Genomic DNA, 16,506 nt, shown 5'->3' with positions numbered 1-16,506 from the left:
CGGCACGGTTGATCTCGACAGTGCTGGCAATTGGACGTACAGCCTAGATAACAGCAACGCGACGGTACAAGCGCTGGCTGAAGGGCAAACCCTGACCGACAGCTTCACCGCGACCAGTGCTGACGGTGCAACCCAGGTGGTTACCGTCACCATCACAGGTAAAGACGATACAGCACTGATCAGCGGCGGTACGAATTTCAGTGGTAATGAAGGCGATTCAACCACTGGTAATCTCAATGCCACCGATCTCGAGGGTTTGACTGACGGCACTTACTACACCGTGACGGCTCAAGCTACTAATGGAACTGCGTCCATCAATCCCGAGACCGGCGTTTGGAGTTTTACTCCTGCCAATGGCGATTGGTTCGGTACGGATCGATTCACGGTAACTGTCACAGACGATAAGGGTGGCACCACCCAACAAGTCATCAGCATCGTGTTGGCTAATGTAAACGATGCACCCGTCTCCACGCCGGTCACATTGACACCTATCGCCGAAGATAGTGGCGCACGAGTGATCACTCAGGCTGAGTTACTGGCAAATAGCAACGACGTCGACGGAGACACCTTGAAAGTCAACGGATTGAGTGTCAGCTCTGGCAGTGGACGTCTCGTGGAAAATAACGATGGCACCTGGAGTTTCACCCCGTCTACTAATTGGGATGGTGAGGTTAGCTTCAGCTTTGATGTAAGTGATGGCACAACGGCCCAAGCCAGCTCCGCGATATTGGCCGTTTCGCCAGTTAATGACGCTCCTGTTGAGGAAGGCGTTTCATCAGAGCCCGTTGTTTATCCGTCTGTGCAAATACCGATACCTGAGCCAGAGCTGAATGTTGATCAAGAGCTTGCATCAAAGCCCACGCCTGAAACCAGATCGGAATCTGATGGTGCTGAAGGCACTGAGTCCGGCCCTGTACCGCTGGATGATCAATCGGATATCACCGCATCCGATCCACAATATCTGTCGCCAATTGACGATGTTGCGCTCGCTGAATCCTTGACCGAGGTGTATGTCGTAACCGAGACCTACGACTATGCCAACGACCAGCATGAATTACCGCCTCCCAAAACTCTTGATCTGTTGAACCTAAACCTCACGCCGTTTCAGGCTCAAGGTATGAGTGCTGTGGAGATGGTTTCGCCCATAAAGAACAGCTCCTTTGCGGGCGAGTTGGACGACATGAAGCGAGAGCTCGATGAGGTTGCCACAGAACAGAGCAAACAAGCCAAATTCAGAACCGAAGCAATGGTCGGTGCCACTATGGGGCTTTCTGTAGGTTTCATCAGTTGGGTACTGCGAGCAGGGTCTTTGATGGCGGGGTTTATGTCTGTAACGCCGCTATGGCGACAGTTAGACCCCATGCCTATCCTTGGGGCTGATGATGACAAAGGGCAGGAAAAGGAATCCGAGCGTGAAGCAAAGGAAGACGGGCGTAAAGTTGAAGAGATCTTCGCAGATGATGACCCCGATCACTAAGGCGGAATATATCGCATGAAAAAGTTTTTTTTGTCGCCCTTGGTGCGAGTGAGCTTCAGCTTGATGCTGCTCACCGTTTCACTGTTGCTCATCGCGGATCTACTCGGCTTAATTCCTGACACCAGGCACGCAGAGCTTCAGTCTAGAAAATTCATGGCCGAGTCTCTGGCGGTTCAGCTGTCGAATGAAATTACCCATAAGCGTTTGCAAAGTATTGACCAGATTCTGCAGTCCGTTGTCGAACGGAATGACATGATCACATCCGTGGCTGTGCGCAGCAGCAACAATGAACTTGTGTCCGAGTACGGTGGTCACGACCGGTACTGGACCCTGAAGGCGGGCGATAAATCCACCGCAAAGCAAGTTCTGGTGCCCCTGTTCAATGGGCAGTCTCGCTGGGGCAGTGTCGAGTTGACGTTCATCGGCTTATCTGGAAACAGCGGCATCTTGTCCCTCGGTGGCTCGTTACTTGGCATCATCTTGTTTGTGGCTTTAGCAGGGTTTGCGGTTTACCTGCTGTTTTTAAAGCGTGCTCTGCGCGAGCTTAACCCTGATGCCGTGATTCCTGAGCGGGTGAGTAAAGCTTTGGATACGCTGTCTGAGGGCTTGTTGGTCGTCGATCAAAAAGGCTTTGTTGTTTTTTCAAACCTGGCTTTTGCAATGAAAGTGGGGTTAAAGCCCAAAGAATTGCTGGGCAAAGACATCGATGGATTCGGGTGGGAAAGCCATGGCGATGCAGTTGGCCATTTACCAAAACCTTGGCTCGATGTGTTAGCTGGCCATGCGAAAACCCGAAGTGCCACCTTGAAGCTCAAAAACGGTCTGGGTGAGGTTCGTATCCTGACTGTAAATGCATCACCGATTACAGCAACTGAAGGAAAGATTCGTGGCGTTCTGATTACTTTTGATGACATCACGGAGGTTGAAGCAAAGAACGAGGCGTTGAACCGGGCATTGGATAAGTTAAAAAGCAGCCAGGTCGAAATCTCTAAACAGAATAAGGAACTGCATTGGCTGGCTTCGCGAGACCCGCTAACGGGTGTGTTGAACCGGCGAGCCCTGACGCAAAATATGGAATTGTTGTTTAACGAAACCAAAGAACAGAGTGGTGAGCTTTGTTGCATTATGGTGGATATTGACCACTTCAAATCGGTGAACGATCAATATGGCCATGCTGTGGGTGATGAAACCATAAAGCTGGTTACCCGAATACTTTCGGAATGCTCCCGTTCGGGAGATTTGGTAGGGCGCTTGGGGGGCGAGGAATTTGTGGTTGTTTTGCCTGATACCGACATTAAAGCGGCAGCTGTCATTGCGGAAAGGATGCGGTTAGGGGTTCAAGACGCAGAGAAAAAGCAGATCCACAGCGACTTGCAAATTACGTCCAGCTTTGGGGTTTCCTCTTTGAATGAGGGCGCAGCCAGCGCCAGTGATCTGTTGGCGAAGTCGGATAAAGCCTTGTACGCGGCCAAAGAGAATGGCCGTAACCGGGTGATATGTTGGGCGAACGATAGTCGCGAGGGGATAGCGGCGGAGGAGCTGGCAGGTGAGGAGTTGGCGCAGCAGCCAAATCAAACCGCTGTGGAAGTGGTAGCAGCGCCGAAAGTTCATGATGTCCCGGTAACGCCTGACAGTGATGGGGGCGGCTATCATTCGAGCAGCGCTTTGCTTCTGGATCGTATTGAGCAAGGGATTAGCAGAACGCTGCGCGACGGTACGCAGATTGCCGTGTTGCTGATGAATGTTGAGAGCTTGCAGCGTGTTGAAGATACGCTGGGTTTTGCTGCGAAAGAGAAACTGGCCAAAGAAATTGTGGCGCGCTTAAAACAAACCCTGCGACTTACCGATACCGTCGCCTTCTGCGAGCAGGAGGGTTTGTTCTTTAGCGTATCTCGTATGGGAGATAGCGGCATCTCGATTGTTCTGACAGACCTTAATCAGCCTGAGATTGTCACGAATATTCTGCAGCGATTGTTCTCTATCTTTAAAACACCCATCGAGATCGAAGGTAACGAGATTTACCTGAACTTGAACCTGGGCGTCAGCCTATACCCGCGAGACGGAGATGATGCCGAAACCCTCATACGAAATGCGGGCAGCGCAATGCGTGAAGGCAAGATCACGCGCGGAGATAACAGTTTTTATTTCTATTCCGAAGAAATCAATCAGCGTGCGAAAAAGCAGATTGAGCTGGAGGCAGCGTTATACCGCGCGCTCGAGCATGACGAGTTTGTTATCCATTACCAGCCCAAGATCAATTTGCTCACCGGAGGGGTCAGTAGTCTGGAAGCGTTGGTCCGGTGGCAGCATCCTCAATGGGGAATGGTGCTGCCAAACGACTTTATCCCGCTGGCAGAACAAACCGGGCTGATTGAAAAAATAGACCATTGGGTGATCCGTTCTGTGTGCCGTCAAATCAGTTTCTGGCAAGAGGCCGGTTTCGGCACGGTGCCTGTGGCCGTAAACCTGTCGCCGTCTGAATTCCGGAATCCGGAACTGGCCGACCACATTATCAACGTGGTGGATGAGTTCGGAATTCCCGCCAAGGCACTGCAAATCGAGATTACCGAAACTGCGGTCATGGATTGTATGGATTCGGCAACGAGCATTCTGGAAAAACTCAGTGGCGCAGGTATGGATATCTATCTCGACGATTTTGGAACCGGGTACTCGTCGTTGATCTACCTGAAACGCTTCCCGATCAGCATTGTGAAAATTGATCGGTCCTTCGTGGCAGGACTAATGGAAGATTCAAGTGATGCCGCCATTGTGAGCGCAACTATTGCCATGAGCCAGGCGCTGGGGCTTCGAGTGGTCGCGGAAGGTGTGGAAACCGAGGAGCAGCTCCGCTTCTTGCAGGATCTTCAGTGCGACGAAGTTCAAGGCTATCTAACGAGCCGGCCCTTACCGAAAGAGCAGATGAATGAATTGCTGGCGCATCCCGAGACTATTCGCCGCATGGTTTTGGGGGACCGTGGTCGCAAAGCGATCGATGCTCAGGGATTAGAAGACGGGCTGGGGATGATTGGTGTGGTGAATGAGTTCCCTTTGAAACGGTGGAACTAAGCTCTAACGAGGGGCGTCAGGCGTTTGTTTCGGGCGGTAGAGCATCTTGGGAAACCGTACAGTTACGCCCTTCGGCTTTACCCATGTACAGAACGTTATCGGCTCTCTTCATCAACGAATCGTATGAGGTGTCGGTTGGCAGAAATGTGGCCACTCCCATGGTAGCAGTGGCGCTAAAGCAGACGCCATCGAGTTTGAATTCTGTTTGCTCGATCAATTTGCGTATGCGCTCGGCCAGCGTTACCGCATCGTCCAGCTGCGCGTTCGGAAGAATGATCGCAAACTCTTCTCCGCCAATACGGCATCCCACATCCAAAGGCCGGAGTTCCTGACGAACCATTTTCGCCGTACTGGTGAGCACTAAGTCGCCAGCGGCGTGGCCGTATTCATCGTTAATTTTTTTGAAGTGATCAAAATCGAACATGATGACGGAGGTGGGCAAGCCCCAGCGAACGTAACCGGAGAGCTGAGCATTAAGCTGGGTTCTAAAGTGTTTCCGATTGTAAAAACCGGTCATCTCATCCGTTAACGACTCTAGCGTCAGACGAGCTTCTAACTCACGCTGGTAGGTGACATCTCTGACCAATGCCATGGCTACTTTCGCGCCATCCAATACAATGGTGTTGATCATGATATCAACCGGTACTTCTTGTCCGTTTGAACGAACGCCCGAAAAACGCTTTTCTTCCCCCATAGGGCGCAGAACCGGCTTTTTGAAATAGCCATTGACGTGCTTCCGGTGCGCGTTGCGAAGGGGCATTGGAATAATCGTGCTTAGATCTGAACCTTTCAGTTCGTCCACTGCATAACCGAACATGCTGCCTGCGAGTGCGTTAACGAGCACAATCTTATGGTTTTGATCAACGATAACCACCGCATCTGGCAACGACTCGATAAACGGCAACAAGTTGTCGGACGTTGTGGTGAGCGGATCGTTATTGTTGATGGCTGTCATAGGCAGCGGTTTCCGGTCGGGGAACCTCAAATATATGTACTCTTGAAGTATATATTGCAAACCTGTGAATTCCTATTCATTTTCATCGAAGTACCGAACGGGCGGAAGATGGGGTGAGGATTTCCAAAGCCGGGCGCCAGGAATTTTAAAGAAAGAGGCTTGTAAGGTGCTGCTTTGGTGCGTCTTGGCATTGATGATTGTGCTAGTTTTCAGGGGAGCTGCAAACAGTAGCCGTGTCGTAAAACTATAACGTGGTACTCATAACCGATGACCTCCTATTTCATTCAAGCATTTATCTATCTCTTGGCTGCGGTTATTGCCGTCCCCTTAGCAAAACGCCTTGGGTTGGGCTCTGTACTCGGCTATCTGGTGGCAGGGGTTGTGATCGGGCCTGTACTGGGGCTTGTTGGTCAAGAAACCACCACCATTCAACACTTTGCCGAGTTTGGTGTGGTGATGATGCTTTTCCTGATAGGGATGGAAATCGATCCCAAAGCACTCTGGGCAATGAAAGTGCGGTTGTTGGGGCTCGGCGGTTTGCAGGTTGCTCTGACGGCAGCTGCCGGTATGGCTGTAGCTTGGTGGCTGGGCGTTGTTTGGCAGACTGCACTGGCCATTGGGCTTATTTTTGCACTGTCGTCGACGGCGATTGTGCTGCAAACACTGGACGAAAAGGGGTTGGCGAAAACGGAGGGTGGGCGTAACACGTTTTCGGTTCTGTTGTTCCAGGACATAGCCGTCATACCGATGCTTGCCCTTATTCCGTTACTGGCACTGCCCAACTTGAGGGAAAACGCGAACTCCGTGACGCATTCCGGGTCGGGGCTGAGCTTTGTCGAACATCTCCCCGGTTGGGGGCATGCGTTGGTTGTGGTGGGGGCTGTTGCGTTTGTTATTGTCGGCGGCTACTACCTGAGCCGGCCTTTGTTTCGTTATGTGGTGCAGTCCGGGCTGCGTGAGGTGTTTACGGCCACAGCATTGATGTTAGTGATTGGCATCGCGGCACTGATGAGTGTGGTGAACCTATCACCCGCTCTCGGAGCTTTTCTCGCGGGGGTGGTGTTGGCCAACAGTGAGTTTCGACATGAATTAGAGGCCAATATCGAGCCGTTTAAGGGGCTGCTGCTGGGTCTGTTCTTTATCACAGTTGGCGCCGGTATCAACTTCGAGGTGTTGGCGGCAGAGTGGGGTACGGTGGTGTCTCTAGGTTTAGCCGTCATTGTAGGCAAGGCATTGGTGCTACTTGCGCTTGCTCAATTATTTGGTGTGCGCAGCACCAATGGTTGGTTGTTTACCCTAGGGCTGGCGCAAGCCGGTGAATTTGGCTTTGTGCTGCTCACCTATAGTGTGCAAAGCCATGTAATAGCGTTGGAAACCTCCCAGGTTCTGTCGCTGGTTGTTGCGCTTTCCATGTTCCTGACGCCTCTGCTTTTCATCGTATACGACTACGTTGTATTGCCACGTTACCGACGTGCCAAAAGCGATGAGCCCGAAGCCGATACGATTGATGAAGAAGCGCCCGTTATCGTGGCGGGGGTGGGGCGTTTTGGTCAAATCGTGTGCCGTTTACTGCGGGCTAACAACGTTCCCATCGTGGTGCTTGATCACGAGCTAGAGCAGATTGAGAACGTTCGCCAGATCAACATCAAGAGTTTCTTCGGGGATGCCAGTAGGCCCGATTTGTTGGAAAAATCCGGTATCGCCAAAGCGCGGTTGCTGGTGGTGGCGATTGATGATAGGGAACGCACAGTGGCTATGGTGGAACATGTAAAGCGGTTCTTCCCGGGTGTTTGGGTGTTGGCCCGGGCATTTGATCGTGGCCATGGTTATCAGCTTAGGGCTGCCGGTGCGGATGATGTTGTCAGTGAAACCTACCATTCGGCGCTCGAGCTCGGTAGCCATGCACTCACCGCCATGGGCGTACATCCATTGCGAGCAAGACAGATGGCCTGGACCTTCGTTGATAACGAGCGAGCTCATGAGGATGAGTTGTTCGAGGCCTGGAAGGAAATTGAAGAGGGTATTCATTTCAGCCCAAGGTATGGCGAGTTATTCATGAAGCTGGAAGGGGCATTGAACAATGCGATGGATCGCGAATGGGAAGAGCCGAAGCCGGAAGATGTGCCAGTTTGGACGCCACCTAATAATTAGTATGCCGTTGCGGAGACGTGTTGGGGGTTATAGGATAATCGCGCGAGTGGCGAATGGCTCGTAAAAACAAATAAAAACAACCACAACAACAAAGAGAATCTAAAAGATGATTCAAGCTAGGCATCTACTACTAGCAGTCGTGATCAGTGGAATGACCGGCTGTTTTGGTTCAGGCGGTGGCTCCGGAAAAGAAAGCTCTGGCGGCTCATCGAGCGGAGTTGAAGCCCCTCCCAAGGTTGAAACGCCTCCGAAAAATGAAACTCCCCCGAAGGACGACACACCGCCAGATGATGTTCCGCCGGAAATCGACGGTTACAGCGTGAAAATCACCCGCACATCATACGGTATCCCGCATATTGAAGCCGCAGATTTCGCAAGCATGGGCTATGGCTACGGCTATGTGCAAGCGGAGGACAATCTGTGTCTGCTTGCAGAGGACACGCTGACCGTAAGAGGTTTGCGCGCGAAGCATCTCGGAGGAGAGGGAAGCTACACCATACCGTCTAATGGTGCCGAAACGAGTAACGTTGATGCGGATTTCTTCTGGCGCTCGGTTATCTCGGACGAAGCGCTCGAATCGCTTAAAAATGAAAGTGACCCCGAAGTACTCGCAGCCTCGCAGGGATTTGTGGATGGGTACAACCGCTACCTCGAGGAGATTCGAGTGGGCGAGCATCCCGGGCGTCACGATGATTGCCGCAGCACTGATTGGTTACTCCCGATCACTCTCGATGATATGTTCCGTCGCTACTTCCGGCTTGCAATCCTGGCAAGCTCGTCGGTGTTCGTTGAGGGCATTGCTAACGCGAAACCTCCTACTCCCGGCACACCCGTGCCGCCCGAGCTGAGCGAAGGTGATATCGCGAAACTTACTGAAAATTCAGCGTCACTCTCATTTCCGATGAGCAGGGAACTCGATATTGGCAGTAATATGTATGCGTTTTCTGAGGGTGCGACTAGTGATGGTCAATCACTGTTGTTCGGAAACCCGCATTTCCCCTGGGAGAAAACGGAGCGCTTATACCTTGCGCACCTGAAAGTGGGTGATAAAGCGGAAGTCATGGGCGCAGCATTGTACGGCTTGCCTGCAGTTCTGATCGGTTTTAACGAGCATTTTGCTTGGAGCCACACCGTTTCGACCGCTTATCGATTTACGTTCTACGAGTTAACGCTTAACCCGGCAGATTCAACGCAGTATCTGTACAACGGCGAGTTTGTCGATATGACATCGTCAGAAATCACTGTGGAAGTTTTGCAGCCTGATGGTGCAGTCACTGAAGAAACTCGAACGCTTTACAGCTCGCAATATGGACCGATGTTGGAATATGAGGTGTCAGGCGTTCCCGTACTGTCGTGGACACATGCGAAGGCCTACACCCTTCGGGATGCGAATGCGGAAAACAATCGGATGCTGAACCAGTTCTTCCGTTGGAACCAGGCGAGCAGTTTGGAAGAGTTTAAAGAACTGCATGCCAGTGTTCTGGGCGTTCCATGGGTTAATACCATCGCGACAGGGCCCGACCAGCCCGCCTACTATGGTGATCTGACGGTGGTTCCCCATGTAACCGACACCCATGCTCTGAAGTGTTCTTCTTCTATTTCTCCGGCTTTCGCTCTATTGGCGCCAGGATTGCCGGTTCTGGATGGCAGCCGGGCTGATTGTGCCTGGGGCTCTGACGATGATGCGCCGGCTGAAGGGGTGTTTGGCCCTGAGAATTTGCCGAGTCTCGTTCGTAACGACTGGGTACACAACTGTAACGACAGCTACTGGCTTACAAATCCCGACGAGCCACTTACCGGTTATGCAAGCATCATTGGTGATGAAGAGACTGCTCGAACCCTGCGTACGAGATTGTGTATTAAACAGGTTGAGGAGCGTCTTAGCGGCGGCGATGGCGGTGCTGGGTCCGTTGGCTTTGATATGAGCAACCTTCAGGATATTGTCTTAAGCAGCTCCGTGATGTCTGAGCGTTTAGCCCGAGACGCAGTGCTGACCACCTACTGTAGCTCGGAAGCGAGTGCAGGCAAAGATTTAAGTCCAGGTTCAGGTGTAGATGCAAGCGTAGGCGTAGGTGCAGGAGCCGACCTTTCGGACCAGACAAGAACTGAGGCGTGTAAGGCGCTGACAGAGTGGGACGGGCAGTACAATCTGGATTCCCGCGGCGGGCACATCTGGAGAGAGTTCTGGCGCCGAATTAACCTTCTGCCGGTGGGATCCGATTCGAAATGGCAAGAGTCATTCAGTGCGGACGACCCGGTCAACACGCCTCGTACCTTCAATGCTGCGAACCCAGCAGCCATCAAAGCTTTTGCCGAGGCGATTCAGGCAGTTGAGGCTTCCGGGGTGTCTTTCGATGCCGAACTGAGAGAGATTCAGCATTCCGGTATTCATGAAGGCGACCGAATACCGGTCTTTGGCGGAGAGAGTTTTGAAGGCGCCTTTACCATTGCCGCCACCAAAGGTGTGGGGCTGGCTGATGGTAAAGAATATCCGGTTACCTACGGAAACAGCTATATCCAAACGGTCACGTGGCGAGAAGATGGTACACCGAAGGCTGAGGGGTTTGTGACCTATTCTCAATCCACCGATCCGGCTTCGCCCTATTATCGGGATATGACGGAATCCTATGCTGAGAAAAACTGGATTCGCTTCCCATACACGGACGCGGATATTAGTGCAGATCCGGATCAGAAGACGATGACGCTTCAGGCACCATTCACTTCTGCTAATCCATAACTAGAAAGCCCGGCCTGCCAGATGGCAAGCCGGGCTGCCTGTGATCTTCGGGAACGACTATAAACCTGTTCCAATTGGTTGGTCTCGCTACCGTTTGCTGTGATCGTCCATCATCACTACGGTTTTATTCGGAAAGGTCTTCGCTTCATTGACCCGGTCGGCGTGCCCGTCCATGGCTTGAACTGCGGTGGCCGATAAGGCAAGCAAGACCGCTGCAAGCATCAGTTTGATTTTGTTCATGATTGTTCCCCTCTATGCTATCGGGTACTGCCAGCAACGAGCTTTTGTGGTTGCTGGGGTTACCTGATAGACACGCAAGAGAGCACCTTGTTACATCCCTGTGCCCGTTGCCTCTCGGAGTCAGGTCTGGAATAATCCGCCCATTATATGGATATACAGAAAAGTTTCGCCGCGAGGCGAAGCAGACGTGGGTACGCGTTCTTACTCTGAAAGAAGCGAAACGCCCGCGATCACATAAAAGGGCAGATCAGTAACAGGCTGATCTGCCTTTTTGTTTTCTGGGTGACAGTTGTTCCGGTGGCGCATGAGTGCCGGGGAGTGCGCCCGTTTTCGAACACTCAACAGGAGCTTTTTATGTCCGCTCGGCTTTACAGTATGTTTCGCCCGGTTCTCCAGCTGGGCCTGATAACCCAGATAGCCATCGGTATTGTTGCTGGCGTGATTCTGGCGATTTTCCTGCCCGAAATGGCTCAGTCCTTCTCATTGCTTGGCCAGCTATTCATTAAAGCCTTGAAGGCAGTCGCACCGATATTGGTTTTTGTATTGGTGATGACGGCTATTTCAGGGCACCAGAAAGGCCAGCCCACAAACATTCAGGATGTGATTATCCTTTACGGGATAGGCACTCTGGTCGCAGCACTGGTGGCGGTAGGTGCCAGCTTTGCGTTTCCGACGGAACTGGTCCTCGATATCCCGGAAGTTAGCGGAAATCCCCCGGGCAGCATTGTTGAAATATTGCACAACCTCGTTCTGAGTGCGGTTACCAACCCGGTAACGGCGCTGATGGATGCCAACTTCATTGCCATCCTTTCCTGGGCAATTGCTCTGGGTTTGATGCTGCGTCACTCCAGCGAAGCGACCCGTAATGTGCTCAGTGATATGTCAGAGGCTGTCTCTGGCGTTGTGCGTATGATCATTAGTCTGGCGCCGCTCGGTATTTTTGGCCTTGTGGCGAATACTCTTGCCACCGCTGGCATTGGCGCGCTGTTGGGCTTTGGTCAGCTGCTCTCGGTGATCGTTGGCTGTATGTTGTTTGTGGCGCTGGTGACCAACCCGTTGATCGTATTTCTCAAGTTGCGTCAGAACCCGTATCCACTGGTGTTTGCTTGCCTGCGTGGCAGTGCCATCACCGCGTTCTTCACCCGTAGCTCTGCGGCAAACATCCCGGTTAATCTGGAACTCAGTGAGCGCCTGAAGCTGGACGCAGATACCTACGCAATCTCAATTCCTCTGGGTGCGACCATCAACATGGCGGGCGCAGCGATTACCATCTCCGTGATTACATTGGCGGTGGTAAACACTCTGGGCATCCCCGTGGATTTCCCGACGGCATTGTTGTTGTGTGTGGTGTCGGCGCTGGCGGCTTGTGGTGTATCGGGTGTGGCCGGCGGTTCGTTACTGTTGATTCCATTGGCGACCAGCCTGTTCGGCATTCCAACGGAAGTGGCCATGCAAGCGGTGGCGATTGGTTTTGTGATCAGCGTGGTGCAAGACTCCACGGAAACGGCGCTGAACTCATCAACTGACGTGCTGTTTACCGCGACTGCCAGCCGCGCTGCTGAAGCAAAAGGCAAGTGATGGTGGCTGATACAAGAAATCTTGTGTTTATCGGCATGCCGGGCAGCGGCAAGAGTACCGTTGGCGTATTGGTTGCCAAGCGCCTTGGGCTCGGCTTTGTTGATACCGACCTGCTGATTCAGCAAGAGGCGGGGCGCACTCTGCAGGAAATTGTTGATCAGGATGGCTACGTAGCCCTGCGTCATATCGAAGAGCAGGTATTGCTAGGGCTCGATGTTCAAGGGCAGGTCATCAGTACCGGCGGCAGTGCGGTTTACAGTGAAGCGGCGATGAAACACCTCAAAACCAATGGTACGGTGGTGTTTCTGGATATACCTCTGGAGTGTGTCGTCGAGCGCATTGGCGATTACAGCCTTCGGGGTATTTCCCGGCGCCCAGACCAATCGTTGTCGGATCTGTTTGATGAGCGCTTTGCGCTGTACACGCAGTATGCCGACCTTACGATCCAGGGTGAGGAGATGAATCAGGATCAGGTTTGCGAGGCTGTCATCACAGGGCTCGGAGCCTGAAACGCATAGATTGTCGGACGTCTCTAAGGAAGGTGTTATGCCGAGGTTTTTGCACACTGCGGACTGGCAGATGGGGCGGTCCTACAGCCGGTTTGAAATCGAAGACGGAGCGGCGCTGGTCGAAGCCCGCTTTGCGGGGATTGAAAAACTTGCCCGGCTGGCCAATGAGCATCAGTGCGATGCCGTGTTGGTGGCCGGAGATGTCTTTGATGCGCAAACGGTGTCTGACCGCACCATTCGCCGTGTGTTTAATGCCACCAAAGGCTTTACTGGCCCTTGGGTGATGTTGCCCGGTAATCACGACGCCGCGCTCGCGGAAAGCGTGTGGACCCGGGCCCGGCGTTTGGGTGCGGTGCCAGATAACGTGCATCTGGCGCTGGAGCCCGGCGTTGTCGCCCTGGAATCTCAAGGATTGGCGATACTGTGTGCGCCTCTTACCCAGCGCCACACCTATGGCGACCTTACCGAACCCTTCTCTCATTACGAAACCCCGGACGATTTGCTCCGGATTGGTTTGGCTCATGGCAGTGTGCAAGGCCTGCTGTCCGAAGACATTGACGCTACCAATCCGATTGCGCCCGATCGCGCGGATACGAGTCGGCTGGACTACCTCGCCTTGGGTGACTGGCACGGCACCAAGCAAGTCAACGAGCGTACCTGGTACTCCGGCACGCACGAAGCTGAGCGGTTCCGGAATAACGATGCCGGTAACGCTCTCATTGTTGAAATTGCCACCCCCGGTGCCACTCCTTTCGTCACTCGGGTGGCGACCGGCCAATACCAATGGCACCAGTGGCGGGAAACTCTGACGGTGGAATCTGATCTTGAGGAGCTTCTCAAGCGGCTGGAAGCTTTGCCGGATGCATCGGTGGTGGATCTTCGCCTTGACGGCGCGATCACCTTGGCCGGCGAAGATCGGCTCCTGGATGCGCTCTCGGTGGCCGAAGCCCGGTTTCGCAGCATTCAATGTGACCGCAGTAACCTCCAGCTTGAACCTACTGAAGATGATATCGCTGCATTGCATGCAGATGGTTATGTCGGTGAGGTGATTGGAGAGCTTCGGCTGCAACAGCCGGAGCAGCAAAGTGAAGAAGCGCGGGCTGCCCTGGCGATTCTTGCCGGCTTGCTGAAAGACAGAGAGCAGGAGGCGGGCCAATGAAACTGCAAAACCTGCGTGTTGAGCAGCTGCGTCAATTCCGGAACCCTTTTGTTCTGGATAACCTGCAGCCCGGTTTGAATCTGATACACGGCCCGAATGAATCGGGTAAAAGTACGCTGGTTCGAGCGATTCGTGCTGCTTTCTTCGAACGTTACCGATCAACGGCGGTGGATGATTTGCGCCCGTGGGGCGATTCTGCGGCTGCTCCCACGGTGACCCTGGAGTTTGAGCACCAAGGCGAAACGTGGCGATTGACCAAAAGCTTTCTGCAGCGCAAGCGGTGCGATCTGACCATTGGTACTCGCAGCTTCAGCGAAGACGATGCAGAAGAGAAGCTGGCGGAACTGTTGGGTTATCAATACCCCAAGCGCGGCGCCAGTAAAGCCGAACATTGGGGGATTCCGGGGTTGCTCTGGGTTGAGCAGGGTACCGGGCAGGATCTGGAACAGTCGGTTGAGCACGCTGGAGACCACCTGAAATCGGCCCTGAATTCGCTCGTGGGTGAAGTGGCCAGTTCTGGTGGTGATGAGGTTATTGAGGCGGTTCGGGTTCAGCGTAATCAGCTTCTGACCGGAACCGGAAAACCTCGAGGCGAATACGCGCAACTGGATAAAGATCGCTTGGAAGCGGAGCAGACGATCAGCGAGCTGAAAGCGCGCATTCAGAGGTATCAGGAGCAGGTAGACCGCTTAGGTAAACTCACTAAAGAGTATGAGCGCACAGAAGCCGAGCGCCCATGGGAAGACGCGCAGCGGCAGCTGGAAGAAACTCAGGTGCGTTATCAGCAAGTTCAGCAGTTGGAACAGGCGCAGGCTCAAGAGAAAGCAACGCTCGAACAATTGCAGCAGAGCCGGCGTTTGCTGGAGCAAAACCAAGCGTATCAAGAAAACCTGAGTCGGCAATTGGCGGCCCGCAAAGTCGATTTGGATAAAGCACAGGCCGATGTTCAGCGGCTGGAATTGCAAGCGCCTGCCAATGCGGCGCGGTTACGCGAAGCCAAGGCCGCTTATGAAACGGCCGAACAGCACGTTAAACAAGCCCGCCTGCATGAGGCCCGATCCCGGTTGGAGCAGGACGCAACGCGTCTGGAGCAGCGTGTCCAGCAGCTGGCTGATAACCTGACCAAGGCCCGCGACTATCAGAAGCAGGTTGAACAAGCGCGACAGCAGGTTCGAGACAACCGGATCGATGCGGCAGCGGTGCAGCGCCTGAAAATCGCAGAGCGTCAGTTGAACGAAGAGACGATCCGTTCAAACGCGATTGCTACTCGCTTTAGTTGGAACCTTGAGCCCGAACGATCTGTCGCCTTGAACGGCGACGCGCTGCAAGGCCAAGGCGAACAGCAGTTGTTGGAAGAATCCAGTGTTGTCATTCCGGGGGTGGGAACTTTGGGAATTACCCCGGGCGGTGAATCGCTGGCCAGCACCCGGCGAAACCTCGCTACCTTGCAGCAGACTGTGGCTGAGCTTCAGAGCACGTTGGGTGTTGATTCGGTGCTGTCAGCTGAGAACCGGTTGTCGGCTTTCGAAAAGGCCGGGCGGGCGCAGCAACACGCTGAAGAGTTGCTCAAATCGGTCGCTCCAGCGGGCATTGATCCGCTGGTGATCGAGCAGCGAGAAGCGCAACGAGAGCTGGAAAGTGCCACGGAGCAATTGTCGGCTACGCCCAAGCCAGACGCCTCTATAGAGGTGCTCGAGTTGGTCGCGGCGGACGCAGCGTTTGAGCGAGCAGCGGCTGCTCTCACCGCCGCGGAAGCGCAAGATCAGAAGCATCGCAGCGCAATGATGTCGGTTCAGCAGGCCCGAGACACCGCGCAAGCCGAGTGGCAACGGTTAGCCGATGAAGAGCAAAGCCCAGAGCGCCAGCAGCAACTGAAGCAAATTGCCGACGAACTGCTTGGCCTTGGGCGCAAAGCTAAAGCGCTGGAAGAAAGCATAGAGCGCCGTTCACGAGAAATTCTGAACGCCCGCCCGGATATACTCAAACAAGACATAGAGCGTTATCAGCGCACCATTGCCAACCTCCGCCAGACCCATGAGGCGCGCGGACGCGAGCTTCGTGATATTAAAGTCCGATTGGAAGCTTGGGGCGCGGAAGGGTTGGAAGAACAGCTCAATGATCAAGAGGCAGAGCTTGAGCGGTGCTATCGCCGTTATCAGGAGTTGCACCGCCGTGCGCGGGCGCTGGATTTGTTGCTGACCTTGCTGACCGAGAAGCGACAAGCGTTGACCCGAAGACTGCAAGCACCGTTGCAAAAGCATCTTGATCACTATCTGTCGGTGTTGTTTCCCCAAGCCACTCTGGAAGTGGATGAGCATCTGCGCCCCGGAACATTCACACGGGGAGCGGAACTTGGTCAGGTGACAGAGTTGAGCTTTGGTGCCCGGGAGCAAATGGGCTTGATCAGCCGTTTGGCCTACGCGGATTTGCTGCGTGAAGCCGGCCGCCCAACCTTGATCATTCTGGATGACACGCTCGTCCACAGCGATGAAGAGCGGCTGGACGACATGAAGCGCATTCTGTTCGATGCCGCCACACGGCATCAGCTGCTTCTGTTCACCTGTCATCCCGAGAAGTGGCAGGATCTTGGCGTACCGCCGGTGGATATTCAGGCCCGCAAATAGCCTGCTACGC

At 53.7% G+C, this 16,506-nt stretch carries 10 protein-coding genes; 8 read left to right on the top strand and 2 right to left on the bottom strand.

From position 1 onward, the window contains the following. Positions 1-1,477: tandem-95 repeat protein (locus Q9245_RS15730; protein ID WP_305898046.1), on the top strand; the 1,477-nt coding region annotated here is incomplete at its 5' end. 15 nt (positions 1,478-1,492) lie between these two features. Next, positions 1,493-4,543: an EAL domain-containing protein gene (locus Q9245_RS15725; RefSeq protein ID WP_305898045.1), complete on the top strand. Its 3,051-nt coding sequence runs from the start codon at positions 1,493-1,495 to the stop codon at positions 4,541-4,543. Between the two features lie 16 nt (positions 4,544-4,559). Here the strand turns inward: Q9245_RS15725 and Q9245_RS15720 are convergent, their stop codons facing one another. Next, positions 4,560-5,498 carry a sensor domain-containing diguanylate cyclase gene (locus Q9245_RS15720; protein WP_305898044.1) on the bottom strand — a complete coding sequence of 313 codons (939 nt, stop codon included), beginning with the start codon at positions 5,496-5,498 and terminating at the stop codon, positions 4,560-4,562. 267 nt (positions 5,499-5,765) lie between these two features. Here Q9245_RS15720 and Q9245_RS15715 point away from each other — a divergent pair, with 267 nt between their 5' ends. Further along, on the top strand, positions 5,766-7,649 hold the full coding sequence (locus Q9245_RS15715; protein WP_305898043.1) for a monovalent cation:proton antiporter-2 (CPA2) family protein: 1,884 nt from the start codon (positions 5,766-5,768) through the stop codon (positions 7,647-7,649). 106 nt (positions 7,650-7,755) lie between these two features. Continuing rightward, positions 7,756-10,386: a penicillin acylase family protein gene (locus Q9245_RS15710; protein WP_305898042.1), complete on the top strand. Its 2,631-nt coding sequence runs from the start codon at positions 7,756-7,758 to the stop codon at positions 10,384-10,386. An 87-nt stretch (positions 10,387-10,473) separates the two neighbouring features. Here Q9245_RS15710 and Q9245_RS15705 read toward each other — a convergent pair whose 3' ends face one another. Beyond that, complete coding sequence (locus Q9245_RS15705) at positions 10,474-10,626, bottom strand: hypothetical protein (protein WP_305898041.1); 153 nt, start codon at positions 10,624-10,626, stop codon at positions 10,474-10,476. Between the two features lie 354 nt (positions 10,627-10,980). Between Q9245_RS15705 and sstT the strand changes: the two genes are divergently transcribed. Genes sstT through Q9245_RS15685 form a run of 4 tightly spaced genes read left to right on the top strand, consistent with a single transcriptional unit; the run spans position 10,981 to position 16,496 of the window. After that, entirely contained in the window at positions 10,981-12,204 is a 1,224-nt protein-coding gene (gene sstT / locus Q9245_RS15700; protein WP_305898040.1) for a serine/threonine transporter SstT, read from the top strand. After that, positions 12,204-12,713, top strand: a complete 510-nt coding sequence (locus Q9245_RS15695) for a shikimate kinase (protein WP_305898039.1) — start codon at positions 12,204-12,206, stop codon at positions 12,711-12,713. Before sstT ends, Q9245_RS15695 begins: the two co-directional genes overlap by 1 nt. Positions 12,714-12,750: 37 nt before the next feature. Then, positions 12,751-13,872: a DNA repair exonuclease gene (locus Q9245_RS15690; RefSeq protein WP_305898038.1), complete on the top strand. Its 1,122-nt coding sequence runs from the start codon at positions 12,751-12,753 to the stop codon at positions 13,870-13,872. Next, positions 13,869-16,496 (top strand): AAA family ATPase, encoded by a 2,628-nt coding sequence (locus Q9245_RS15685; RefSeq protein WP_305898037.1) that lies wholly within the window; start codon positions 13,869-13,871, stop codon positions 16,494-16,496. Before Q9245_RS15690 ends, Q9245_RS15685 begins: the two co-directional genes overlap by 4 nt. Positions 16,497-16,506: the final 10 nt, after the last annotated feature.

The sequence above is a fragment of the Marinobacter sp. MDS2 genome, assembly GCF_030718085.1.
Taxonomy (GTDB): Bacteria; Pseudomonadota; Gammaproteobacteria; order Pseudomonadales; family Oleiphilaceae; genus Marinobacter.
The sequence above is the reverse complement of the archived record's forward strand: the minus strand, read 5'-3'. Positions and strand labels throughout refer to the sequence as shown.